Consider the following 24,752-nt stretch of genomic DNA (forward strand, 5'->3'; position numbering starts at 1 on the left):
AACCTTTTTAAGGGAACGGGAGAAAAAGAGAGGTAGAAACGGAGAATGGCTCAATCGGTACAAGAGAAAATAGACTATGAGCGAGAACTTGACCATACTAATGCTCAGGTAAAAACTTCTACTAAAGCAATAGATACGGGACTTCAGTGTCTGATTACAATTGCCAAATTTCACGACATTAGTGTTGATCCGGAGCAAATAAAGCACGCTTTTGCCATTGGGAATCAAGGCATGACTACCTTGGATATCTTAAACGCGGCTAAACACCTTGGACTAAAGTCAAAGGCAGCAGAAGTGACATTTAATAAGCTAAAAAAGCTCAGACTTCCGGCAATTGTAGAGCTAACTACAGGGGAATTTATTATAGTTGCCAAAATAGAAGGGGATAAGGTCTTAACATTAAAACCATCAGAGAATGCTCCCAAAGTTCTTGATGAAGCTAATTTTATTGAGCAATGGACTAATAATGTAATATTATTTGTAAAAAGAGGAATGAAAAGCACTAGCAATAATGAGTTTGGCCTTAGGTGGTTTATACCGTCTATAGTTAAGTATAAAAAGCCCCTTATCGAAGTACTAGTTGCAGTTTTTACTATTCAAATCCTGGGACTTTTTTCACCTATTATTACTCAGGTCGTAATAGATAAGGTTCTTGTCCATAAAGGTTTAACTACTCTGGATGTACTGGCAATAGGGCTAGTACTAATTGCGATTTTTGAGGGAATGCTGGGTTTGGCTAAAACATACGTATTTTCTCATACAACTAGTCGAATAGATATAATGCTTGGTGCAAGATTATTTAGACATTTATTTACTCTTCCACTTCGTTATTTCGAAGTCAGGAGAGTTGGTGATACGATTGCTAGAGTACGAGAATTGGAAAATATTAGACAATTCCTTACAGGAACACCTCTTTCATCTTTACTTGATGTTTTATTTATAGGTGTTTATCTTGGTGTTATGTTGTTTTATAGCACTACTTTGACTTGGCTGGTCCTTGGAACCCTGCCGTTTTTTGTTATTTTATCTGCAGTAGTGACTCCTATGTTAAAACATAGACTAGATCAAAAATTTCAGCATGGCTCCGATTCGCAATCATATCTTGTAGAAGCAGTCACAGGTATTCAAACCGTAAAATCCTTTGCCCTTGAACCTGAAGCTCAAAAAAAATGGGAAGGCATACAATCCAATTATGTGCGGGCAAGTTTTAAATTATCTATTTTATCAGGTTCTGCAGGAGCAATAGGCCAATTCATTCAAAAGGCATCTGATATATTAATTTTATGGGTTGGTGCCCGCCTTGTTATTGATGGAAATATAACGGTTGGACAGTTAATAGCCTTTAGAATGCTTTCTAGTAGAGTTAGCGGTCCGGTATTAAGGCTTGTGCAGTTATGGCAGGATTTTCAACAAGCGGGACTATCTATTAAAAGATTGGGAGATATTTTCAATACCAAACCAGAACCTTCTTTAGATCCATCAAAAACACGACTTCCCTCAATTAAAGGACATATTCGGTTCGAAGGGGTAAGGTTTAGATACCGGATTGATGGCTCTGAAATAATTAGGAATATGTCGTTTAATATTCCACCGGGTACTATAGTTGGTATAGTTGGCAGAAGCGGTTCCGGTAAAAGTACTATTTCTAAACTAATTCAACGTCTGTATGTTCCAGAGGCAGGAAAGATACTTATAGACGGAGTGGATTTATCCCTTGCTGAGCCTTCATGGTTAAGGAGGCAAATTGGAGTTGTACTTCAAGAAAATTTTCTCTTTAATGGCAGTGTTAGAGAAAATATTGCAATTCATAATCCTTCTGCAGGTATGGAAGGGATTATAAGGGTTTCACAAATTGCTGGAGCTCATGATTTTATCCTTGAGTTGCCTGAAGGTTATGATACAATCGTTGGCGAAAAAGGAGCATCTCTGTCAGGAGGGCAAAGACAAAGGATAGCTATTGCCAGAGCCTTGCTTACAAATCCCAAAATTTTGATATTTGATGAAGCAACATCAGCGTTGGATTATGAATCTGAAAGCATTATTCAAAGAAATCTGAAACAAATATGTCAAGGAAGAACAGTACTTATAATAGCTCATAGGCTTTCTACTTTAAGAGATGCACATAAAATTATGTCGATAGATCGAGGAGTTCTTGTTGAATACGGAACCCAAGAGGAGTTATTAAATAAAAAAGGACTCTATCAATATCTTTACAAGCAACAGGAAAGGGGGCTTTAATGAATGCTGTCTAAGATGTTAAAGAGGGATCATTTAGAGTATGAATTTTTGCCCGCAGCTCTTGAAATAACAGAAACGCCTCCTTCACCTCTAGGAAGTTTTATGGTTTGGAGTATTTTTGTATTATTATTCGTAGCCTTTATATGGTCTTACTTTGGAAGGGTTGATGAGGTAGCAGTAGCAAGAGGAAAAGTCATTCCGGATGGTAAGTTAAAGGTTGTTCAACCAGTTGAAGAAGGAGTAGTTACTGCCATTCATGTTGAAGAAGGCCAAAGGGTAAAAGAAGGCGAACTACTTTTAGAACTTGATTCAACCATAAAAAACATTGACGTTAAAAGCCTCGAAAAAGCTCTTCAAACTGCAAAAATAGAAAAGGAAATTTTGAATGCAGAATTAGAGGGTAAAGACGAACAGGAAGTATTAAAAGCAAATGATTTGTATACCTCAGATTTATCTGAAGAAGTTATTCAATTTTTAGGTCAATTAAAAAATGCAAGGGAATCTGAATATCAATCTAAAGAAAATGCGTTATCAAACGTTATTAAACAGAGAGAAGCAGAATTAAAAAGTGCTGAGCTGTTACTTACTAGTCTTGAAAGCAAATATTCATTATTGGGAACACAAGAAGATTCATATAAAAAATTATTTGAATCTGGAGCAATTTCGAAAATGGAATGGATGACAAAACAAGATGAGGCAAAAGCCGCTGAAAAAGAATACGAGTCCCAAAAAAGTACTATCATACGAGTTGAGGAAAGTCTTAAAGAGTCTAATGAAAACCTGAATAGTCTTAAAAAAGAAATGAATACAAATTTGATTAACCAGATCGTAGAAAAGGAAAAAGAAATTGCTAGTACTCAAGCTCAACTCCAGAAAGCCCAAAAATTATATGAGTATCAAAATATTTTATCCCCAGTTAATGGGACAATACATGGTTTGAACCCTAATACAATAGGGGGTGTTGTAACCCCTGCTCAGCCAATTATGACTATAGTTCCTGATGGGACTCCACTAATTGTTGAAGGAACAGTTCTTAATAAAGATATAGGCTTTATTAAGGTTGGTCAAGAAGTTGAGATAAAGCTTGATACTTTTCCTTTTCAAAAGTACGGAACATTAAAGGGAAAAGTATTGTTCATTAGCCCAGATGCATTTGAAGATGAAAAGCTTGGACAAGTGTATAAAATGAAAGCTAAACTGGAGAAGTCAAGTCTAGTCATAGATGGTAATGATGTAAATATCTCTCCGGGTATGACTGTTAGTACAGAGATTAAAACCGGTCAGAGGCGGGTCATCGAGTTTTTCTTAGAGCCGATTATTAAATATGCTAAGGAAAGTATTACTTTAAGATAATAAAAAATCTTCTAAGTGATTTTGATTTCTTTTTTAAAACAGGTTTTAGGGCAGAGTGCCTTGTGACTTGGTAAACTCGAGAAAAGTTTAGTGGTTTATTAAGATGATTCCTGTATTTCGGGGGTCATCTTTTTATTCTAGTTTGGTTAATGTGGAAAGTTAAGAAAAATGTGTATGCTGTCGTTTTTAGGGAAAATGAGAAAAAGATATTGACACAACATTTTTAAAACGATAAATTATTAATGGTGATGTAACCGCTTTCATAGACTTAAAAATTTAGATTAAATCGTTGATATATAATAATTTAAACATTTATAGTGCTAGTAATTATGTAACCGATTACAGAAGTAAGAAGGTGTTTGCTTTGGCGACCATTCGGGATGTTGCCCGTCTAGCGGGAGTATCGGTAGCTACGGTATCTCGCGTTATCAATAAGATTGGAAATGTTAATTCTGAAACAGCTCACCAAGTTCTTAAAGCAATCGAGCAGCTTCAATATGAACCCAATTCAGTAGCCCGAGGACTTGCAGGAAAAAAGACGGGCACGATTGCCCTGATTTTACCTGATATTTTGAATCCCTTTTTCCCGGCGCTTGCTCGAGCGGTTGAAGATGTGGCTCATCAAGAGGGCTTGACTGTGATTTTTGGCAATTCGGACGGGCTTGGCTTGAAAGAACGTTCTTATATCAAGACACTTAAAAAAAAATACGTGGATGGAATTATTATTGCATCCAATACGGTTAATCCAGAAGATATTGAGCATTTAAGAAAAGATCAAGTTCCTATTGTTCTTTTAGACCGAGGTTTAGATATTCCCACATGCCCCATCATCCGTTCGCAGAATCGGGAAGGGGCAAAGCTTGCGGTTAAACATCTCCTGAGCAGGGGGTGCCGTAAAATTGCCCATATTTATGGACCTCAGGAGATGATCACCGCTCGAGAACGGTTATTAGGTTATGAAGATGTCGTGGAAGGGCTTGATTGGTATTCGCCAAGTTTAGCGGTTCCAGGAAACTTCGATATCGAGGGTGGAAGAAAAGCCATTAAACTTCTTTTGGAACGCCAACCTGATATTGATGGAGTATTTGCAGGCAATGATTTAATGGCCATTGGTGCGTTGAAGGGGTTGCATGATCTGGGAATTCCTGTCCCGGAAAGAATTAAAGTGTGCGGTTTTGACGGAATCAGCTTAGCGGAGATCACAGAGCCGGAGTTAACAACCATTGCCCAGCCAATTTATGAGATGGGTGCTTTGGCTGCAAAAATCTTGATCCGAGAGATAAATACAGGAATCAGCGAGAACACGATTATGAAATTGGATGTAACCTTGATACCGCGGAAATCGACGTGGAAAGAGGGTATTGATGTTGATGAGGCCTAAAATACTTGTCATCGGCAGCTTAAATATGGATCTTGTTGTCCAGGCAAAACGTACTCCCGAACGCGGGGAAACGATCTTAGGGGAAGAAATTCATTTTATTCCTGGCGGCAAAGGGGCAAATCAAGCCGTTGCTTTAGCGCGTTTAGGTGCTGAAACGATGATGATTGGGGCAGTAGGTCCGGATTCATTTGGACGGGATTTACTTAAAGCTCTGGAGAGAGATGGAGTAGATATTTCGGGTGTCAAAATCTTAGACAAAGGAACAACCGGAGTCGCTTCGATTCTTCTTGCTGGCGGGGATAACAGCATTGTGGTTGTTCCCGGGGCAAACTCTCAATGTTTGCCGCAAGATCTGAATCAGCAGGAAGAGAAGATCAAAGAAGCTGATTTAATCGTTCTTCAACTGGAAATACCCCTTCAAACAGTGGAGTATGCGGTAAAACTTGCAAAAAAATGGGGGAAACCAGTTCTGCTCAATCCTGCTCCTGCTCAAACGCTGCCAATTACGCTATTGCAACAGATTGATTATATTACGCCTAATCGTTCAGAACTTGCGCTTTTAGCAGAAATCGGCCATTCTTCTGCATTGGAAGAAGAGATGGATAGATTACTCGATTTGGGGGTCTCAAACTGTATAACGACGCTAGGGGCTGAAGGAGCAGCGTTCAAAGCCAAAGGAGAAAAGTTATGCTTTATTGAAGGGCATAAAGTTCCGGTCGTTGATACCACTGGGGCGGGAGATGCTTTTAACGGAGGACTGGCATATGCTCTTGCCGTAAAAATGACGCTGACTGAGGCGATGAAATTTGCGGGTAAAGTGTCTGCTCTAGCTGTAACAAAATTCGGTGCACAAGGCGGAATGCCAACCTTGAAAGAAGTCCAGGAATACTTTGGCTGTTAAAGACAACCCCTCTAAAGGAATATTAAGGCATAATTCAGGTTGAGCTATAGCCCTTGAATATAAAGGAGATTAATTCTAATGAAGAAAATTGGGATTCTAAACAGTGAGATTTCCAAGGTGATAAGCGAACTTGGACATACCGATAAAATTGTGATTGGTGATGCAGGTTTACCTATTCCAGCCCAGGTTAAACGGATTGATTTGGCGTTAAAACAGGGAGTGCCTTCGTTTATTGAAACGGTAGAAACGGTTTTACAGGAGATGCAAGTTGAGACCGCTTATATTGCAAAAGAAATGGGGGAAGTCAGCCCCTCTAAAAAAGAAGAATTAACGTCTCTTTTACCCGGTATTGCGATAAAAACGATGACTCATGAAGAACTTAAGGTTTTAACCCGAGAGGCTAAGGCGATCATTCGTACGGGCGAATTTACTCCTTTTGCTAATGTAGTTCTTGAAGCAGGCGTTATTTTTTAAAGCAGAGATTCATTCAGAAAGGAGGGATTTTAAATGGCGGATCTTCTAAAAATGGAAGGGATCAGTAAGAGTTTTAGCGGAGTTCGTGTTTTGGATAAAGTCCAACTCTCGCTCCAGGTTGGTGAAGTGCATGCCTTAATGGGGGAAAATGGCGCTGGCAAATCTACTCTGATGAAGATCCTTTCCGGAATTTATACCATGGATGAGGGCATAATTCAGATTCAGGGAACAGAGCAAGTGATGTCTTCACCAAAGGCTGCTCAGGATTTGGGAGTTGCCATTATTCATCAAGAACTGAATATGATTCCGTATTTATCCGTAATGGAAAATTTATTTTTGGGTCGTGAGCTTAAATATGGACGGACTGGAATTGTGAATTGGTCCAAAATGCGTACAGAGGCCCGAAAATATTTATCACAACTAGGGTTGGAAATAAGCCCGGATACATTAGCCGGAGAACTTTCGGTTGGACAGCAGCAAATGGTTGAGATTGCCAAGGCTCTTTCCATGCAAGCCAAGATTCTTGTTTTAGATGAACCGACGGCAGCATTGACAAAACGAGAGATTGAAAAGCTCTTCAAGGTTATTGAAAGCTTGAAAGCTCAAAATGTCGGGATGATCTATATTTCTCATCGCATGGGAGAAATATTTCAAATCAGTGATCGCATTACAGTCTTGCGTGACGGCCGATATATTGGAACACGTGAAACTCGGGAAACGTCCATGGATGAGCTTGTCAAGATGATGGTCGGACGAGAAATTAAAGAGCTTTTTCCGAAAACGAAAACGACCGTGGGTGAAGAACGTTTAAGGGTTGAAGGGCTTTCGCAGCCTGGAAAATTAGAAAATGTTAGTTTTTCATTGCGTTCGGGAGAAATTCTAGGAATCGCGGGTTTAATGGGAGCAGGGCGGACGGAATTAGCCAAGGCTATCTTTGGCGTAGAGAGCTGCAGCGGGAAAATCTATGTGAACGATCATGTTATAAACATTAAGAATCCAAGGGATGCCATACGTTCCGGAATTGCTCTAGTGACTGAAGATCGGAAAGGAGAGGGGCTTGTCTTAGAACTTTCGGTTCGGGAAAACTTGTCTCTGCCTAATCTCCCCACCTTATCCCGTTCCGGTTTTATCAGTCAGCGCAAGGAGCAAGAATTTGTGGATGACGGTATAGAAAAGCTCCATGTTAAAGCGCATCATCCGAATCAAAAGGTTGGATCTCTGAGCGGAGGCAATCAGCAAAAAGTCGTAATTGGCAAGTGGCTGGCGACTCATCCTAAGGTTCTGATCCTTGATGAACCGACACGAGGAGTAGATATTGGAGCGAAACGTGAAATTTACTCATTAATGAACCAATTGGTTCAAGAAGGTGTGGCCATTCTGATGATCTCCTCAGAGCTTTCTGAAGTTTTAGGAATGAGCGATCGGATCCTTGTTATGCATGAAGGTCGAGTGACCGGGGAATTCTCACGAGAAAATGCCACACAGGAAAATATTATGCATGCAGCTACGGGAGGAAAAAGTCATGGCTAAAGAACGGGAGAGAAGCGGAGTTATTCAACGCATGGGTCCACTTTTGGGACTGATTTTACTCGTTGTTATACTTTCTATTATCAGTTCGAATTTTCTATCCATCAGTAATATTTTTAATGTTTTGCGCCAAGTTTCCATCAATGCGTTAATTGCCTTTGGCATGACGTTCGTTATTTTAACAGGGGGCATTGACTTATCCGTAGGATCGATTGTGGCTCTTTCAAGTGCTTTGGCAGCGGGAATGATGGCTTCAGGAATGAATTCAGGAATAGCCATCCTGGCAGGAATCCTTTCTGGGGCGGCTATGGGGACTGTGAACGGCATTATTATTTCTCGAGGAAAGGTTGCTCCCTTTATTGCGACTTTGGCAACGATGACCATTTTCCGGGGACTGACACTCGTTTACACTCAAGGAAAACCGATCACTGGGTTTCCCGAGTCTTTCGGCATGATTGGACGGGGTTACTTATTTGAAATTCCAATGCCGGTTATCTGGGTATTGATTGCTTTTGTTGTTCTTTATGTTATTTTGAAATTTACCACCTTTGGCCGGCATGTTTTTGCTCTCGGTGGGAATGAGGAAGCTACACGGCTATCGGGGATCAGTACGTCTCAAGTTAAGACTTTAGTTTATACGATAAGCGGTCTTCTCGCTGCCGTAAGCGGGATCATCTTGACTTCTCGCTTAAACTCAGCACAGCCGACGGCCGGAACATCTTATGAACTTGATGCGATAGCTGCTGTAGTCATCGGCGGAACAAGCTTATCAGGCGGCAAGGGATGGATTGTAGGTACTTTAGTGGGTGCGATGATTATTGGGATTCTCGACAATGGACTTAATCTTATGAATGTCTCCTCATTTTATCAGCAGGTGGTCAAAGGCGCAGTTATTTTGCTGGCTGTACTGCTCGATCGTTCTAAGAATAAATGATGCTTAAAAGTGAAAACTTACTTCAAATGAAATATTTTAAACATTTGAAGTTTAGTTTAGAACCTATGAAGTAAGGAAGGAGGCTAAGGAAGCTAATCTTCTACTTACGCGAACTGAATTTAACGAAAAATGCATAGTAAAGGGGAATAAAGCATGAAAAGAAAACAATCGATTTGGATGCTCCTGCTTGTTGTTGTTATGACAGCAGCCCTTATTGGCTGCGGTACAACTCAATCGAATCTAGAGAATAAAAATGCCGCAAATACTTCAAATAAAATCACGATCGGTTTCTCCATTTCAACCTTGAATAATCCTTTCTTTGTTACCTTAAAAGACGGTGCAGAAAAAGCGGCTAAGGACGCAGGCGTGACTTTGAATGTGGTTGATGCTCAGGATAAAACTTCAAAACAAATCAGTGATATTGAGGACCTTATTCAGAAAAAGGTGAGTGTCATTCTGATCAACCCAACCGACAGTGCGGCAGTGGTCAGTGCAGTGGAGTCGGCGAATAAAGCAAATATCCCAGTCATCACGGTTGACCGTGCTTCCAATGGAGGTAAGGTTGTAGCCCATATTGCTTCAGATAATGTGAAAGGCGGAAGCATGGCTGCCGATTTCATCATGAAGGCGCTCAACAATCAAGGGAACATTGTTGAATTGCAGGGCATTGCCGGAACTTCAGCTGCTCGTGATCGCGGTAAAGGTTTCCATAATGTCGTTGACGGAAAAGCAGGTGTAAAAGTGGTTGCAAGTCAACCTGCAGATTTTGACAGAGCTAAAGGCTTAAGCGTTATGGAAAACATTTTGCAAGGAAATAAAGACATTAAAGCAGTTTTTGCCCATAATGACGAAATGGCTTTGGGCGCTGTAAGTGCGCTCCAAGCTGCAGCCAGAAGCAATGTCCTTGTAGTCGGCTTTGATGCGACTGACGATGCCGTTAAAGCCGTTAAAGAAGGTAAAATGGCTGCAACAGTAGCTCAAAAACCTGATTTGATCGGTAAAACAGCGATCGAAACAGCGATTAAAGTTGCCAAAGGTGAAAAGGTAGATGCCAATATTCCGGTAGCCCTTGACTTGATTACTAAAGATAACGCTAAATAATAGAATTTAAATTGTACTTTCAAAAAGGAAATAAATTATAGTACCTAAAAAGGGAGTACCGCTAAACAACTTTTTATAAAGTTGTTAGCGGCACTCCCTTTCTTTCAATATATCAGAAAGTAAAAGTTTGAAGATTTCTCTTGGACTTGATTTCCTGTGGGATTGTTACAAATCTCTATAATCGACTTATAGTCAAGTTAAGCTCGTGTACAATTATTACGGTTTCTAAATTGTTTGTACTGAAAATAGAGGAAACAACCCAAGCAATATCCGCAGATCGCGACGAAAGCCACGATTGCTAATAATCCTGCCACAATATATCCGGCCAGCGATAATCCCAATCCGAAAAGGATCAACGATAATGTTAAGAAGATCACTGCCAGAGTGTTGTTAAAACGGGTTAATTCGCGAGCTTCCGTTTGAGATTTTGCCACCCATTTCGTTAAGAACGGCTTTGCCAATCGTATGAATAGATTCGCCTTAGCAGCAAACAAAAGCCCTGAAACTTCGATCAGCCATAATAATGCAACAATGAAAGGATTTTGAATAACAACTGCCAGAATGACAAATGCAACAATTCCTGTTTGGTTTGCACGTAAATAGGGAACAGGAATTTCATTCATGATCGACACCTCTCTTTTCTCCCATTAAAACATATTAAACATCTATGCTTAATAATATATGAATTTTCTTCTCTTCTGTCAACCTTTGGTAATCAATCGCTGTATGGAATAATTAGAATCAATATGTTAAGATTAAATTCAAATAAAATGTTGAAATTACGAATAAGGACATGGTATAAAAGGAAAATGAAACAGAGCGATCAGAAATCGACTTTACGCAAACGTCTTGGAATTATGGGCGGAACGTTTGACCCGATTCACTATGGTCACCTTGTTGCAGCCGAAACGGCTCGCTATAAGTTTGATCTTGAACGCGTAATCTTTATTCCGTCAGGAGCACCGCCTCATAAGACAAAACGAAGGATTAGTCTGCCTGAGTTCCGGTATCAGATGGTTTCCCGGGCAATTGCGGATAACGATTTTTTTGAGGTGTCGCGAATTGAGATTGAACGAACGGGATTAACGTATACTGTAGATACGTTACGTCTATTGAAAGAAAAATATCCGAATTATGAGCTATATTTTATTACAGGTGCAGATGCTTTTCGGGAGATCTTCACCTGGCGCAGTCCAGATGAAATTATAGAGCTGACCCAATTCATTGGGGCTTCCCGACCAGGGTTTGACGCTCTTGATTTTTTAAGTCAGCTTCAGCAGCAATCTCCGCGATTTTATCAGAGAATGCACTTTATGGAAGTTCCCGCACTGGCTATTTCATCGACGGATATACGTTTACGTGTTAAGGCGGGACAATCGATTCGTTATCTTCTTCCTGAGCCCGTTCGTCTATTTATTCAGAAGAATGGAATATATAAATGATTTTGTATAGTTCATCCAGATTTGCCTATACTAAAAACGAATTCACAAGTAAGAGGTGACTGCAGAATGTCGAAGACCCTTTATGTTGGAAATCTACCTTGGAACACTACCACTGAAGATCTTACTTCGTTTTTTGGACAATACGGAGAGGTCGTAAGCAGCCGGATCATTACAGATCGCGAAACAGGACGATCCAGAGGATTCGGATTTGTTGAAGTTGGGGATGCAGATGCAGAACGGATGGCTCAGGACTTGAACGGTAAAGACTTTGGAGGGCGCCCCCTCACCGTTAACGAGGCCAAGCCAAAACAGCCAATGTAAACCAAGGCTTCCAATGGGAAGACCCTCTCCGAATTGTAGAAAGCGAGAAGGGTCTTCTCGCTATTCTGCATTAGATATTATAGAATTATTTATGAGATACTGGAGATGGAGAATGAGTGGATATTCAAGAAGCACATCAACTTGCGCAGAGATCAATGTCGAAAAGGCGTTTCCAGCATACGCTTGGCGTGGTTGAGACGGCCAGAAAACTTGCGGCCCGGCATGCAGTGGATATAAATGATTCAATAATTGCAGCATATCTGCATGATTTAGCGAAGGAAATTCCTATCAATCGCCAGCTCGAACTGGCTCGCGAGTGGGAGCTCCTCAAATATCCGGAGGACGAAACTACACCGGCTGTTCTCCATGGATTGATTGCGGCCCATTGGCTGAAACTGAGGAAAGGATTAAGTGTAGAGATCCTTGCTGCAATTGCTCATCATACACTGGGAGCCCCCGGTATGTCGAGGCTGGAAATGCTGATTTACAGTGCGGACTTGACTGAACCCAGCCGTGATTTTCCAGAAGTGGACAAATTGCGCCAAGCCTTGTATGATGATTTAGAAAAGGGAACACTGGCTTGCGTTGAACATACATTAAACTACCTTAAACAGAACAAGCAAACCATTCATCCCCTTACTCTGAAAACGTATGAGGATTTACAAAGGAGGATTTGATTTGCTGACAGATAAGCTATTGCAAGAGGCCTTAAAGGTGGTTGAGGAGAAAAAAGGACACGACCCCATTCTTCTCGATCTTCAAGGGATTTCTTTAGTCACGGATTATTTTTTAATTGTTACGGGAAATACAACAACCCAGGTAAAAGCAATTACGGATAATATTTCGGAAAAGCTGCCTGAGCTGGGGTTGCATGTTTTACGTGTAGAAGGCCTTCCTGAAGCGAAATGGGTTTTGGTAGATTGCGGAGATCTTGTTGTTCATGTGATGACTCCTGATCAACGTGAATTTTATAAGCTAGAGCGTTTATGGGGAGATGCTAAAGTTATTTCGTTTAGTGCTTCCTAACTCGCTCATTAGAATAAACGCATGGGTCGTGTAGCTTCTCGCACATCCGTGCACTTACCCGCTCCTGGGCTGGCACACTCGCTTCCGTGGGAGCTCTGCCAAACCTTTGGGTAATACCTGAAGTTCGTCGCTCCTGTGCATCCTTGCACCCGCGACATCAGGCCATCCATGGCCAAGCCCACTGGCGCCGCTTACCCACGAAAGCGTCGTGCGCCTAAGCGCGAAACCCTTTCACAGGCTTTCGCCGCGAAATCGTTCACTTCTGTGCGATATAGGAGACTGGCTTAGAGTTGAGGTACGAAACTTAAGCCTTAGTCGACTTATCCTCGAAGGGGAGGAGCTACGCTTAAGGGTTTTAGGATTATTTTAGTTATGTAGTTTTAGATTGACATGAGATAGGAAACTATACTATTATAAAAATAATATTCTAGTCTTGGGAAAATATTTTAAAACCTTTAAAACCTTTAAAAGCTGAGAAAGGGAACAGTAACGAAGAACTCAGATGAAGAGAGGCAGCGGTTGGTGCAAGCTGCGCTGAGGTCTTGGTGAACTCACCCCGGAGCTGTGTCCAGATCATAAATGGATGCCGGTTCGCACCGTTAACAGCGATGAAGTGCATGTTGAAATTGGGTGGTACCGCGGGAGTTGGCTCTCGTCCCTTTAGGGATGAGGGCTATTTTTATATATTTAAACGGATTTTGAAGTTCTTAATTCTTAATTGGATTTTTTAACCTTTCTATTTATAAGGAGGACTGTTTTTAACATGCAAGACAAGTATTCGTTTTCGGAGATTGAGCCGAAATGGCAAAAAAAGTGGATTGAAGGAAAAGCCTATAAAGCGGAGGATCAATTGGAAAAGCCTAAGTTTTATGCTTTAGCCATGTTTCCGTATCCTTCGGGGAATCTGCATATGGGGCATGTCCGCAACTATTCGATTGTAGACGTTATTGCCCGGTTTAAACGGATGCAGGGTTACAATGTTCTTCACCCCATTGGCTGGGATTCATTCGGACTGCCTGCGGAAAATGCGGCGATTAAACATCAAACTCCTCCGGCAGAGTGGACGTGGAAAAACATTGCGAATATGAAGCGTCAGCTTCAGGAGATGGGCATCTCCTATGATTGGGACCGTGAAGTGGCCACATGCCATCCGGATTACTATAAGTTTACGCAGTGGATGTTTCTGGAGTTTTATAAGCACGGCTTAGTTTATAAGAAAAAGGCAGCGGTTAACTGGTGCCCCTCTTGTGCGACGGTATTAGCTAATGAGCAGGTTGTAGATGGAGCTTGTGAACGCTGTGACACGCCAGTAACTAAAAAAGATCTTTCGCAATGGTTCTTTAAAATTACGGATTATGCTCAAGTTCTGCTGGATGATTTGGATAAACTTCCCGGTTGGCCGGAAAAAGTGAAAACGATGCAGCGAAATTGGATCGGACGTTCAGAAGGGACGGAAGTAGATTTTACTGTTGAGAATCACCCTGATAAAATCCGAGTTTATACCACTCGCGTTGATACGATCTTTGGGGTAAGCTATGTTGTTCTTGCACCAGAGCATCCGCTCGTCCAAAAACTTGTTGCGGGAACAGAATATGAGAAAGAGGTTAACGCTTTCATCGATAAAATGAAAGGCTTAAATGAGATCGCTCGGACCTCTAACGAAACGGAAAAAGAGGGACTGTTTACGGGAGCCTATTGCATCAATCCCTATAGCGGGAAAAAGGTTCCGATTTGGATTGCAAACTATGTTCTGGTTGAGTATGGTACAGGAGCAGTTATGGGCGTTCCGGCTCATGATGAGCGCGACTTTGAGTTTGCAACCAAATACCAACTTCCTATTCGCAGAGTCATTCGTCCAGAGAATATGCCTGTTGAAGAAAAGGATCTGCCTGTTCAAGAGACCTATCATGATGATGGAATTATGGTCAATTCCGGGGAATATGACGGTCTGGGCAATAGAGAGGCCTGGGAGAAGATGTCCGATAAAGCAGAGCGGGAGGGTTTTGGTCAGCGCAAGGTAAACTTCCGTCTGCGTGACTGGCTGATTTCCCGTCAACGGTATTGGGGCGCACCGATCCCGATGGTGTATTGCGAGCATTGCGGAATTGTTCCCATTCCTCAAGATCAGCTTCCCGTGATGCTTCCAGATGATGTCGTATTTAAAGCAGGTGAGAATCCTTTAACAACTTCCGAGAGCTTTAAGGAAACGACCTGTCCGAAGTGCGGTGGGAAAGCTCGCCGTGAAACAGATACGATGGACACGTTTATGTGCTCCTCCTGGTATTACCTTCGTTATACGGATCCGCAAAACAATACGCTTCCCTTCTCAAAAGAAGCGGTTGATCAGTGGATGAATGTGGACCAATACGTCGGCGGAGTTGAACATGCTATTCTGCACCTTCTCTATTCCCGCTTCTTTACTAAGGCACTCCGCGATTTCGGTTATCTTAAGGTAGATGAGCCGTTCGAAAACCTTCTCACACAGGGAATGGTTTGCCTGGATGGGTCCAAGATGTCTAAATCCAAAGGGAATGTTGTAAGTCCGGAGGAGATCATCGGAAAATATGGGGCAGACACAGCACGGCTCTTTATCCTGTTTGCCGCACCGCCTGAACGTGACCTTGAATGGAGCGACCAAGGGGTTGAAGGCTGCTTCCGTTTTCTTAACCGTGTCTGGCGTTTAGTCGGACAATTCGCAGAAAGTGCACAGCAATCCGCGGGCAAAACGCGTGAATTCGGTAAACTTGATTCTGAAGCGAAGGAAATGCGCCGTCAAACTCACCTAACCATCCAGAAAGTCACCTCAGATATTGGGACACGGTTTAACTTTAATACGGCAGTCAGCTCAATTATGGAGTTGGTCAATGCACTTTATCTTTATAAAGAACAACCAAAGTCCAATTCGGAAGTTGAACGGGAAGCCTTGGAAAGCATTCTGATTTTACTCGCACCGTTTGCTCCTCATATTACGGAGGAACTTTGGTCGGAATTAGGTTACAGCGACAGCATTCATCAACAAGCTTGGCCGCAAGTGGATGAGGCCGCCTTGGTGCAAGACGAAGTAACCGTTGTTCTTCAAGTCAATGGCAAACTGCGTGACCGGGTTAAGGTTCCGGCTGAAATCTCGGCTCAAGAGTTAGAACAAATCGTTCGGAATTTGCCGAAGCTTTCAGATTGGACTCAAGGCAAGCAAATCGTTAAAGTGATTACTGTTCCCGGCAAACTCGTAAATGTCGTTGTAAAGTAAAGATTTTTAGATAAATGGAGAAGGGGAATCGGACCTATATAAAATTTTATATCGTATTTCAAATGATGAGATTGAGATAATTAAAGGACTGAGTGCAAATCATATTGCAGATTTGCACTCAGTTTTTATTATGGGCTTTAGCCTGGCGAGCGGGGCGAAACAAAAATCACTTCTGTTTTTAAGCCTTTTGCAATTTAGGATTAGCAAAAGGTTTGAGACATCGGATTGAACGATGTGAAAGCTAGTGCCTTTAGGAGTGAGTCGGTAACAGAGGCTTATAGCTTCATAACAAAACACTCGTTGGACGGGTGGTGATGATTATTTTTTTCTCTTAGAACGACAAAACTTGCCTTTTTTCGTGGAAGGAAAAGGAAGATATAGAGAGAATGCAAATGGAGAGTCGTGAAATAAGTAAATTGGACGTGATTGAGCGAGAAAATGATCATAGGGATTGGGGGATGGAAAGTGGAAAGGCGAATGCGCTATCTTTGGTGGGCTGTTTTAGGCATTTTAGTTCTTCTGGCGGTTGGTAAATTTGTGATGCCGCACGGAACAAATGCTTCAGTCCAAAAGGCTTCAAATAACCGAGAGATTGTGGTTTATGTTTCCGGTGCGGTCAGTAAATCCGGCCTAGTCCACCTGCCCATAGATGCGCGGTTAAATGATGCCCTTAAAGAAGCAAATCCTTTGCCAGAGGCGAATCTTGACCAGATGAACCCTGCTGAAAAATTGAAAGACGGACAAAAAATTACTGTTCCCTTCAAAGCGGGCATAAATTCGGCAACACAGCCGACGCAAGCTGTGCAGTCCAATCAAGCTTCCCAGCCCCAGTCCTTATCACAGACCCAGTCTCCTCAAGCGATGCAAGGAGTTGGAAATCCAACGTCCTCGCAAAATAAAGTTAATATCAATACAGCAGGAGCTGCTGAGCTTGATAAATTACCGGGTGTAGGCCCGGCTTTAGCCGAGCGGATTATTCAGTATCGAACGGATAATGGTCCTTTTGCCCGGCCTGAAGACCTGCAAAAGGTATCCGGTATAGGAGCTAAGACGTATGAAAAGATGGCCTCTATGGTCATGACAGGGCCATGAGAGATATCTGGGTAAGACGCTTTACCTGTCTCTTAGCTGGAGGGGCCCTGGGTGTAACAACGCCGGAAGGGCTGGAAATCCTGATTTTCTTTATACTCTTTCTATTGGGAATTAGGCTTGGGTTTTGGCGACCCCGTGATTTTTTTGGACAGCTTCGAAAACCTGAAGCTTTAATTCTTGCCGTGGGATTTGGAGCGGGAGTTCTTTATGGATTTACAGGACATTTTGAACTTGAAAAGCCCTTAATGCTGAACAGAGTGCAAGTGAGCGGCGTTTTGCAAGACTGGAATAAAAGCGCGGATAGTTCGACAGGGGTATTTCAGCTGAAAGAAATTGACACGGGAACTCAAGAAATCTCGAGCTTAGACAGCAGCATAAATTTAAAAGGAAAGGTTTACAATCTTCGAGTTTATCCTGACCGCAGCGGAAATTTTTCAGAGAATTGGTCACGGGCCTTACCTGGAGATGAGCTGAAATTTGAGGCCCGTCTTGAGCACCCTAAACCACCGGGGACGATGGGACAATTTGATTTGCCTCTGTATTATGCCGTGCGGGGACAAGCGGGAAATCTTACGGCCTTAGGAGAAGCTGAACTCATAACCTTAGGTCAACCGCCCTATTCCTGGCGAATTCGGGAGCAGGTTCGCCGGCTTCTTGAACGCTGGCCTGCGGAGAGGACAGCAGTACTTACAGGGATTCTTTTCGGAGATTCCAGTCAAATTCCTCAAGATCAGCTTGAACGTTATAAAATAACTGGGGTACTCCATGTTTTCTCAGCCTCGGGTTCCAATGTTGCTTTTGTTTTGATTATTTTCTGGGGCATATTGCGGTTTCTGCCGCTGCCGCTGCGCGTTTTTCTGACCAGCAGTGTGTTAGTCTTTTACGCCATTCTTTGTGGCGGAAATCCCCCTATTATTCGGGCAACCTTAATGGGAGTTTTTGCTTTGTTGGGGCGGCTCGGACGGGGAAAAGCAAATTCCCTTCGCAATCTATTACTTGCAGGTATATTGCTATTTCTTTGGCAACCGCTTATCTTAAGGGATACGGGTTTTCAACTTTCATTTTTGGCGACATGGGGAATCCTTGTTTTAGGGCCGCGCTTATCCCGACAAAAGCTATTTGGGCGAATGCCTCATGTATTGCGCTTTGCTCTGACGACAACGCTGGCGGCTCAAATCGCGACCATACCTGTCATGATACTTGCCTTCCACCGGCTTTCTGTCGTTGGCCTTTTAGCCAATTTGGCTGTTTTGGCTGTTCTGGGAAGTGTTTTTGAGCTGGGATTGATCGGGGTAATTCTTTCTTTTTCTCCACCTTTGGCGGAACCTTTATTTCAGACCTGTTTATGGCTTCTCGATGGAGTCAATGCTCTGCTATACGTTTTTGCCCGAATTCCTTGGGCAGATGTCTGGGTGCTCAATCCCGGAAAATTATTTTGGATCGTATGGTATGGAGGGCTTATTGCTTTTCTGGCGGGAAAAGAACGCAGTGTATTTGTTCTTAAGGTTGGGCTGCGAAGCCTAAAATACAGGATGAGAGTCATCTATCCGGGCCCTAGCAACCCTAAGGACAGCACGGGAAAGGTTAGGCAATATTTAGATGCTGTTTTGGATAGAGTAAGATCCGCATTTCCCATTATAGGAATTATAATCTTTTTTATTTTGTTTTGGAGTCCTTGGAACATTCGGAAGGAAGTCAGTGTCAGCTTTATTGATGTGGGTCAAGGCGATAGTATTTTAGTTGAGTATCCCAAGCATCATACGGTATTGATTGATACAGGCCCTAAAAGTGAACGCTTTGATGCAGGAGAACGAATTATTTTACCCTATCTTTTAGAAAAAAGAATTAAACACCTGGATGCTCTTATTCTCACGCACCCTCACGAAGACCATGTCGGTGGGGCTTTGGCCGTTTTAAATAATGTTCCTGTGGATTGGGTAGGTGTTCCTGACGACGGGAAGAATTGGGGAGATCTTAGACAGGCAAACGCCGGCTTGTTCTCAAAAGATGGAAGCCGTCCATCTTCGGTTGAGTCATCCATAGCCGATCCCTTAGCTGTAAAATTATCTCAGATAAAGATCAATTCTCTTCATGCAGGAGATCAGATTGTTCTTGACCCCGATCTGAAGATAGAAGTATTGGGTCCAGGAGAGGTTTTAACAAACACTCATTCAGACCCCAATAATAACTCGATTGTTCTAAAATTAGAATACGGTGGGCAGAGTGTGCTTTTAAGCGCTGATATGGAGACAGAGGAGATGAGGGAGATCGTCCAATCCGGTCAAGATTGGAGGAGTGATTATTTTAAAGAGCCTCATCATGGAAGCCGTTTTTCTTTAAATATGGACTATTTAGATTCGATAAGCCCCAAAGCAGTTTTTGTATCTGTTGGAAGGAACAGTTTTGGGCATCCTAGTCCTCAAGTGCTCCAGTATTGGGAAGAACGGCATATTCCTATATATCGGACAGATGAGCGTGGAACGATTGAGCTAAGGTTGGATAATCGAGGAGGGGCAAGCTTGCAAGTAGGTCGATGACAAAAAAATTTTGTGGAGAATACCACCAATAGTATATATAGCCTAATTTTGGTAAGAATAAGAAGGAACATCTCTTTTCTCCTCCTCTTTCTTTTGCCCCTTCACATGTTGGAGGGGCCTTTTTTTATATTAAACAGTAGCGTTGTGAATCATTCTTGTTTAGAATAAGAAGGTAGAGGAGGGTAAAAAATGCGGGAAATTGAACAAATTAAGCAGGCAATAAAAACAGGCCTTCCTTTGATTTATCTGTGGTATGGGGAAGATCGATTTCTTATTCAAGAGGCTGTGCAGATCCTCAAAAATTCTTACTTGGAAAATGATCCGTCCGGAAGCGGAATTGAGGTGCTTTCTGCAAAAAGCACACAGCCAGTTGAGATCATTGAACGGGCAAATACGGTGTCCTTTTTTCAGGGAAAGCTTGTCATCGTTGAAGATATTCCCTATTTTCAAGAAGGGCAAGGCGATAGCTTAAACCCTTATTACGAATATTTTAAAAATCCCAACCCGGGAACCTGCCTTCTTTTTTTGTCAGAGAGTGTACATAAGGGGCGTAAGTTCTATAAAGCAATTGACGAGGCAGGGGTCGTTCTGGAATTTACGCCTCCAAAACGTGCCCAGGATTGGCAGATCTGGCTTGACTCTGAGCTTATGGCGCGAGGGAAGAAAATGCGGCCCGATGTTAAAGCCTTTTTTTTAGAATGGGCAGGACATCAGTCGGGGGTACTGAGTCAAGAACTGGATAAACTTGTGTTGTATGTAGGGGAGCGGGAAATGATCCGTGCTGAGGATGTAAAGGAAATGGTCCCGCAAACTTCGGAGGCTACGGTTTTTGAATTGTTGGATGCGGTGGCTGCGCGTTCGAGTACTGTTGCGCTGCAAAAGCTTGATCAGGTATTGCGCCAGGAGCATGCGCTTAAGGTTCTTACTCTCTTGGTACGGCAAGTGCGCATGCTTCTGGGTATGCATGCATTGCGTCAAAAGGGTGGAAATGTTAATGATGCTCCCCGTATTTTAGGAATAAAACCTTATGAGGCGCAAAAGTTGTGGAAGCAATCGGTTAAACTAAACTGGGAGCAGTTGGAGTCAGCTATTCGGGAATGCTTGGAGACAGAAATCGGGATTAAAACCGGAAAAGGAGAAGCTAATTTTCTCCTCGAACTTATGGTTGCAAAATTTTGTGCATTATAAATAAAGAAAACTTGGCTTTCACCAGAAGACACTGTCTTGTTAGCTTTGCACAGGTGAAAGACTTAGTTGCACTTATACTATCTACCGATAAAATTTTATACTTTTTGATAGTACAAAAAAGAACAGCGAATCATCGCTGTTCTTTTTTATGTTGTTTACGTCCAAAGCATATTAGCCGACTTGTGCAAAATGCTTTGCAAGACGTTTGGTTAAACGGGATTTTTTGCGGGCTGCAGTTTTTTTATGCACTAACCCTTTGGAAGAAGCTTTATCCAAAGCGCGGGTAGCCGTAGTCAACGCTGCTTTAGCGGTATCGGCGTCCGTGCTTAAAGATTCTTCAAAACGACGAATCGTTGTCCGTAAAGTTGATTTAGCAGCAGCATTTTTAAGTGCGCGAGCTTTCGCTAATTCAACTCTTTTAATAGCGGATTTAATATTTGGCACTGGTGGTCACCCCCTTTGGAATAAACTTCCCAACAGTTTACACAACCTACATTTTAACATCGTATATAAAATAATTCAAGGGAAGTATTCCTTAAAAGTAATTTGAAATCTTTTGTCATTATTCAAGAATTATTATTGGATAAAAAAGAAAAGAAGTGTTTAGACTATATCCTGAAGTCTAAGTCAAAAAGGTCAAAGTTTAAGATTGGAGGGTTTTTAAATGCTAGGTATGATTATCCGGTTTATTGTCTCTGCAATTGTCTTGCTCTTGGTGAGTTACATTGTTCCCGGTATAAGAGTAGCCGGATTTACAGGAGCATTGATCGCTGCCGTTGTTATTGCCGTTCTGGGTTATGTCATCGAACTGGCTTTCGGCAAAGAGAAAATTACCCGATTTAATCGGGGTGCGGTTGGCTTTGTCACTGCAGCGGTCGTCATTTATTTAAGCCAATTTATTGTTCCTGGATCGATTCAAGTTTCTATTATAGGGGCGCTGTTAGCCTCGCTGATCATTGGAATCGTTGATTCCTTTGTTCCAACCGAGCTGCGGTAATATCGTTTTATCCTAGCTCTAGCTGTTTCCTAAGTATCGCGGTTTTAAACGTTCTAAAAAAAACTTGTCCCTCATATTCCTTTAGTAAAAAGGAAAGGGGGACAAGTTTTTTGTTAAACCAAAAAGACTATCCTAAATGGAGCTTTTGGCCGAATTCCCGCTGGGCCCGCGGCTTGGTTTTTACTTTGCTTGCGCTTCTTTTTTTAGGATTATTCGTTTACGCATTGGAGCAGGGAAGTTCACGCCAGCTTGTTCAGCTTTTAGTTCAACAAAAATTTCCGTTTGAGGCAGTAGTTATGGAAGGAATTCCTGGTTATACAGCTCCTGAAAGACCTTATCTCAATCAAGTTCGCAAGCAGGGTATTTCACTGAGTATGTTTCTCTTGACCGGAGTTAACTTAGCGGATGCGCGTACTTATTTTTTAAGCTATTTTACTCCTCCGCCTCAAGGACCTGCCTGGATTGCGTGGGCTTACAATCCTAATGACCCTGAATATGAGGGGCTTAATTCTGGACCAAGCATTGAACCTGTCCCAAAGGATGAAGGCACTAAGCCGGATTCGCAAAATCAGGCGCCTATTCCAAAGACGAATCCGGGCAATCAGAAGGTTTTAGTCGGTATTTATCATACGCACAATGCGGAAAGCTATGCAGGCAATGGCGGTCCCGAACGCCGCGAAGGAGAAAACGGCGATATAGTAACCGTAGGCGAAACTCTGACACAAGCCTTGGATAGAGACGGGATCGGGACATCACACAATTTAACAATTCATGATTCCGAAGACTTTATGAAGGCTTATAGTAAATCCATTGTTACGGCAAATCAGCTTATCAAAGACTATCCTTCCATGAAGCTCTTGATTGATTTACATCGAGATGGTCTGCCTCCAAATGTTGGGAAATCTACAGCTTCTGTTAAGGGGAAGGAAGTTGCAAAAATTTTATTTGTCGTCGGCAAGAAAAATCCTCATTGGCGAAAAAATGAAGAGATTGCTAAAACGTTAATCGCTTTAGGAGAACAAAAATACCCAGGTTTATTTATACCATCCATCAGCTATGCCTCAGATGCCCGATATAACCAACATCTTGCTAATGGAGCCCTTCTTATAGAAATCGGAAGTCAGCTAAATACGCTGGATGAAGCAAAAGGAGCAGCCGATGCTCTTGCTGATGTACTTGCCGATTGGGTTAAAGCTAATTAATTATGGCTCGTTCTTTCCCCTATCGTCGAAAAATGTTATAATTCTGGAGTTAAATATAGAATGAAATGTAAGACCGATTAAGGGGATGGAGTATGTCCAGTACACGGGCCGTAGCGAAAGCAGCCGGGCTGTTGATGGTGGCTCAGCTTGCATCGAGAATTTTAGGGTTCTTTCGAGAATCCATCATGGCAGGATTTTTTGGTAAAACGAGTGCGACTGACGCTTATAATACGGCGTTCATTCTTCCCGATCTGCTCTATTGGCTGCTTGTGGGCGGAGTTCTAAGCTCTGCCTTTATTCCTGTGTTTTCGGAATATATTAATAAAGGCAATGAGGAAGAAGGCTGGAGAGTTGTAAGCTCCGTTGTCAATATTATTTTTATCAGCCTCAGCCTGTTTGTTATTCTTGGCATAATTTTTACACCTCAGTTTATCTATCTTCAGGTACCGGGTTTTACCAAGGAAAATCAGGCATTAGCCGTCCATCTTACACGGATAATTTTGGTTCAGCCCTTAATTCTTGCCTTAAGCGGTTTAACGATGGGGATTCTTAATTCGTATAAGATTTTTTGGCCTTCGGCTTTAGGAACGGTGCTCTATAATGCATGTATTATCCTGTTTGGGATTGTTTTAGCTCAGCCCAATAATCCGCAGACGATTTCCGGTTTTGCGGTGGGCGTCGTGGTTGGGGCACTGGCGAACTTTTTGGTTCAGATCCCGGCTCTTCACCGTGTGGGGCTCCGATATTACCCGATTATTGATTGGAGACACCCTGGAGTTAAGCGAATAGCAATGCTGGCAGTTCCGATCATTTTAAGCTATGCTTTGAACCAAATTCAGGTTGTAGTTAACTCTAATCTTGGATCGCAGCTCGTTGCCGGAAGTATTACGTCAGTCTGGTATTCTTATCGTCTTTACCAGCTTCCCGTAGGTATTTTTGCGCTGGCTATTGCAGTTGCAGTATTTCCGACACTTAATGAACAAGCAACACTGAATCAATGGAAGGATTTTGTGCGGACGTCTTCCAGTGCGGTTCGTATGGTTATTTTTATTACCTTGCCTATCTCTGTCGGGATGATTGTTCTGCGTTATCCTTTAATTCGAGTTCTTTTTCAGCACGGAGCTTTTAAGGCAAGCGATACTTTAGCTACCGCTATTCCGCTTCTATATTTCGCAGTTGGAATATCGGCCCAATCTGTTATTCAAATCCTGCCGAGGATGTTTTATGCTTTGCAGGATACGTGGACACCTGTCATCATCGGGATACTTTCAATGTTTACGAATATCGTGTTTATGTACCTTTTAGTAAAACCGCTTCAGGCAGGAGGACTTGCTTTTGCAACGAGCTTAGCTGCGCTGTTCAATATGATAGTTCTGCTCTACCTCTTGCGTAAACGGCTCAAACAAATTGACGGCTGGCGAATGCTCTGGACAACTCTTCAATCCTTGGGGGCCTCTGTACTGATGGGTGCTGCTGTATATTTTTGGGCTAAAGGCTTAACGTCTTTTGTTGGTTCAGGGACGATGGGGTCAATTGTTATTTTGATAACTGGAGCAGCGCTTGGAGCTACGGTCTTTGCTGTGGCCGCTAAAATAATGCGAATGGAAGAATTCAACCAAACGCTTGGCATGTTAAAACGCAGAATGCATCACTAAAGTTGAATATCTGATGATGAGCAAAAGAGGATCCCTTTTTCGGGGTTCTCTTTTGTTATATTTACGAAATTATGGTTTGAGTTTTTTGGGTTCTAAGCCGTTATTTAACCGCATAGTTCAAACATATAAGGAGGAC

At 42.3% G+C, this 24,752-nt stretch carries 21 protein-coding genes and 1 other annotated feature; of the genes, 19 read left to right on the forward strand and 2 right to left on the reverse strand.

Annotated features, from left to right (window positions below; translation table 11 throughout):
- Nucleotides 1-45: 45 nt before the first annotated feature.
- The 8 genes from ACHOLT_RS06725 to rbsB all read left to right on the forward strand — a co-directional run bounded on the left by ACHOLT_RS06725 (nucleotide 46) and on the right by rbsB (nucleotide 9,909).
- On the forward strand, nucleotides 46-2,238 hold the full coding sequence (locus tag ACHOLT_RS06725; RefSeq protein WP_425806721.1) for a type I secretion system permease/ATPase: 2,193 nt from the start codon (nucleotides 46-48) through the stop codon (nucleotides 2,236-2,238).
- Between the two features lie 3 nt (nucleotides 2,239-2,241).
- Nucleotides 2,242-3,591, forward strand: a complete 1,350-nt coding sequence (locus ACHOLT_RS06730) for an HlyD family type I secretion periplasmic adaptor subunit (protein WP_425806722.1) — start codon at nucleotides 2,242-2,244, stop codon at nucleotides 3,589-3,591.
- Between the two features lie 364 nt (nucleotides 3,592-3,955).
- Nucleotides 3,956-4,972, forward strand: coding sequence for a LacI family DNA-binding transcriptional regulator (locus tag ACHOLT_RS06735; protein ID WP_425806723.1), 1,017 nt, complete (start codon nucleotides 3,956-3,958; stop codon nucleotides 4,970-4,972).
- Nucleotides 4,956-5,873, forward strand: coding sequence for a ribokinase (gene rbsK / locus ACHOLT_RS06740; RefSeq protein WP_425806725.1), 918 nt, complete (start codon nucleotides 4,956-4,958; stop codon nucleotides 5,871-5,873). The genes ACHOLT_RS06735 and rbsK overlap by 17 nt, the downstream gene beginning before the upstream one ends.
- A gap of 78 nt (nucleotides 5,874-5,951) precedes the next feature.
- Complete coding sequence (rbsD, locus tag ACHOLT_RS06745; RefSeq protein ID WP_425806727.1) at nucleotides 5,952-6,347, forward strand: D-ribose pyranase; 396 nt, start codon at nucleotides 5,952-5,954, stop codon at nucleotides 6,345-6,347.
- 33 nt (nucleotides 6,348-6,380) lie between these two features.
- Complete coding sequence (locus tag ACHOLT_RS06750) at nucleotides 6,381-7,877, forward strand: sugar ABC transporter ATP-binding protein (RefSeq protein WP_425806729.1); 1,497 nt, start codon at nucleotides 6,381-6,383, stop codon at nucleotides 7,875-7,877.
- Nucleotides 7,870-8,808: an ABC transporter permease gene (locus ACHOLT_RS06755; protein ID WP_425806731.1), complete on the forward strand. Its 939-nt coding sequence runs from the start codon at nucleotides 7,870-7,872 to the stop codon at nucleotides 8,806-8,808. The genes ACHOLT_RS06750 and ACHOLT_RS06755 overlap by 8 nt, the downstream gene beginning before the upstream one ends.
- A gap of 153 nt (nucleotides 8,809-8,961) precedes the next feature.
- Nucleotides 8,962-9,909 carry a ribose ABC transporter substrate-binding protein RbsB gene (rbsB, locus tag ACHOLT_RS06760; protein WP_425806733.1) on the forward strand — a complete coding sequence of 316 codons (948 nt, stop codon included), beginning with the start codon at nucleotides 8,962-8,964 and terminating at the stop codon, nucleotides 9,907-9,909.
- 197 nt (nucleotides 9,910-10,106) lie between these two features.
- Here rbsB and ACHOLT_RS06765 read toward each other — a convergent pair whose 3' ends face one another.
- Entirely contained in the window at nucleotides 10,107-10,532 is a 426-nt protein-coding gene (locus tag ACHOLT_RS06765) for a DUF4395 domain-containing protein (RefSeq protein ID WP_425807920.1), read from the reverse strand.
- A 186-nt stretch (nucleotides 10,533-10,718) separates the two neighbouring features.
- Here ACHOLT_RS06765 and nadD point away from each other — a divergent pair, with 186 nt between their 5' ends.
- The 8 genes from nadD to holA all read left to right on the forward strand — a co-directional run bounded on the left by nadD (nucleotide 10,719) and on the right by holA (nucleotide 20,762).
- A complete protein-coding gene (gene nadD / locus ACHOLT_RS06770) occupies nucleotides 10,719-11,351 on the forward strand; it encodes a nicotinate-nucleotide adenylyltransferase (RefSeq protein WP_425806734.1) in 633 nt (210 codons plus the stop codon).
- Nucleotides 11,352-11,417: 66 nt separating this feature from the next.
- Nucleotides 11,418-11,672 carry an RNA recognition motif domain-containing protein gene (locus ACHOLT_RS06775; RefSeq protein WP_425806736.1) on the forward strand — a complete coding sequence of 85 codons (255 nt, stop codon included), beginning with the start codon at nucleotides 11,418-11,420 and terminating at the stop codon, nucleotides 11,670-11,672.
- A gap of 116 nt (nucleotides 11,673-11,788) precedes the next feature.
- Nucleotides 11,789-12,349, forward strand: coding sequence for a bis(5'-nucleosyl)-tetraphosphatase (symmetrical) YqeK (gene yqeK / locus ACHOLT_RS06780; protein WP_425806737.1), 561 nt, complete (start codon nucleotides 11,789-11,791; stop codon nucleotides 12,347-12,349).
- A gap of 1 nt (nucleotide 12,350) precedes the next feature.
- Complete coding sequence (rsfS, locus tag ACHOLT_RS06785) at nucleotides 12,351-12,698, forward strand: ribosome silencing factor (protein WP_425806739.1); 348 nt, start codon at nucleotides 12,351-12,353, stop codon at nucleotides 12,696-12,698.
- A 464-nt stretch (nucleotides 12,699-13,162) separates the two neighbouring features.
- Nucleotides 13,163-13,361, forward strand: a binding site (T-box leader).
- A 100-nt stretch (nucleotides 13,362-13,461) separates the two neighbouring features.
- Nucleotides 13,462-15,945, forward strand: a complete 2,484-nt coding sequence (leuS, locus tag ACHOLT_RS06790) for a leucine--tRNA ligase (RefSeq protein WP_425806740.1) — start codon at nucleotides 13,462-13,464, stop codon at nucleotides 15,943-15,945.
- 465 nt (nucleotides 15,946-16,410) lie between these two features.
- The gene (locus tag ACHOLT_RS06795) at nucleotides 16,411-17,037 is read left to right on the forward strand and encodes a helix-hairpin-helix domain-containing protein (protein ID WP_425806741.1); all 627 of its coding nucleotides are present in this window, start codon (nucleotides 16,411-16,413) and stop codon (nucleotides 17,035-17,037) included.
- The gene (locus ACHOLT_RS06800; protein ID WP_425806742.1) at nucleotides 17,034-19,574 is read left to right on the forward strand and encodes a ComEC/Rec2 family competence protein; all 2,541 of its coding nucleotides are present in this window, start codon (nucleotides 17,034-17,036) and stop codon (nucleotides 19,572-19,574) included. The genes ACHOLT_RS06795 and ACHOLT_RS06800 overlap by 4 nt, the downstream gene beginning before the upstream one ends.
- 189 nt (nucleotides 19,575-19,763) lie before the next feature.
- Nucleotides 19,764-20,762 (forward strand): DNA polymerase III subunit delta, encoded by a 999-nt coding sequence (holA, locus tag ACHOLT_RS06805; protein WP_425806743.1) that lies wholly within the window; start codon nucleotides 19,764-19,766, stop codon nucleotides 20,760-20,762.
- A 171-nt stretch (nucleotides 20,763-20,933) separates the two neighbouring features.
- Here the strand turns inward: holA and rpsT are convergent, their stop codons facing one another.
- Entirely contained in the window at nucleotides 20,934-21,206 is a 273-nt protein-coding gene (rpsT, locus tag ACHOLT_RS06810) for a 30S ribosomal protein S20 (RefSeq protein WP_425806744.1), read from the reverse strand.
- A 220-nt stretch (nucleotides 21,207-21,426) separates the two neighbouring features.
- On the opposite strand from rpsT, the gene ACHOLT_RS06815 reads away from it, so the two are divergent.
- The 3 genes from ACHOLT_RS06815 (at nucleotide 21,427) to murJ (ending at nucleotide 24,616) form a co-directional block, all read left to right on the forward strand.
- The gene (locus tag ACHOLT_RS06815; protein ID WP_425806745.1) at nucleotides 21,427-21,759 is read left to right on the forward strand and encodes a phage holin family protein; all 333 of its coding nucleotides are present in this window, start codon (nucleotides 21,427-21,429) and stop codon (nucleotides 21,757-21,759) included.
- A 110-nt stretch (nucleotides 21,760-21,869) separates the two neighbouring features.
- Nucleotides 21,870-22,961, forward strand: a complete 1,092-nt coding sequence (spoIIP, locus tag ACHOLT_RS06820) for a stage II sporulation protein P (RefSeq protein WP_425806747.1) — start codon at nucleotides 21,870-21,872, stop codon at nucleotides 22,959-22,961.
- A 92-nt stretch (nucleotides 22,962-23,053) separates the two neighbouring features.
- Nucleotides 23,054-24,616, forward strand: coding sequence for a murein biosynthesis integral membrane protein MurJ (gene murJ / locus ACHOLT_RS06825; protein WP_425806749.1), 1,563 nt, complete (start codon nucleotides 23,054-23,056; stop codon nucleotides 24,614-24,616).
- The last annotated feature ends 136 nt before the right edge of the window (nucleotides 24,617-24,752 follow it).

Source organism: Desulfitobacterium nosdiversum (assembly GCF_049860565.1).
GTDB classification, from domain to species: domain Bacteria; phylum Bacillota; class Desulfitobacteriia; order Desulfitobacteriales; family Desulfitobacteriaceae; genus Desulfitobacterium_A; species Desulfitobacterium_A nosdiversum.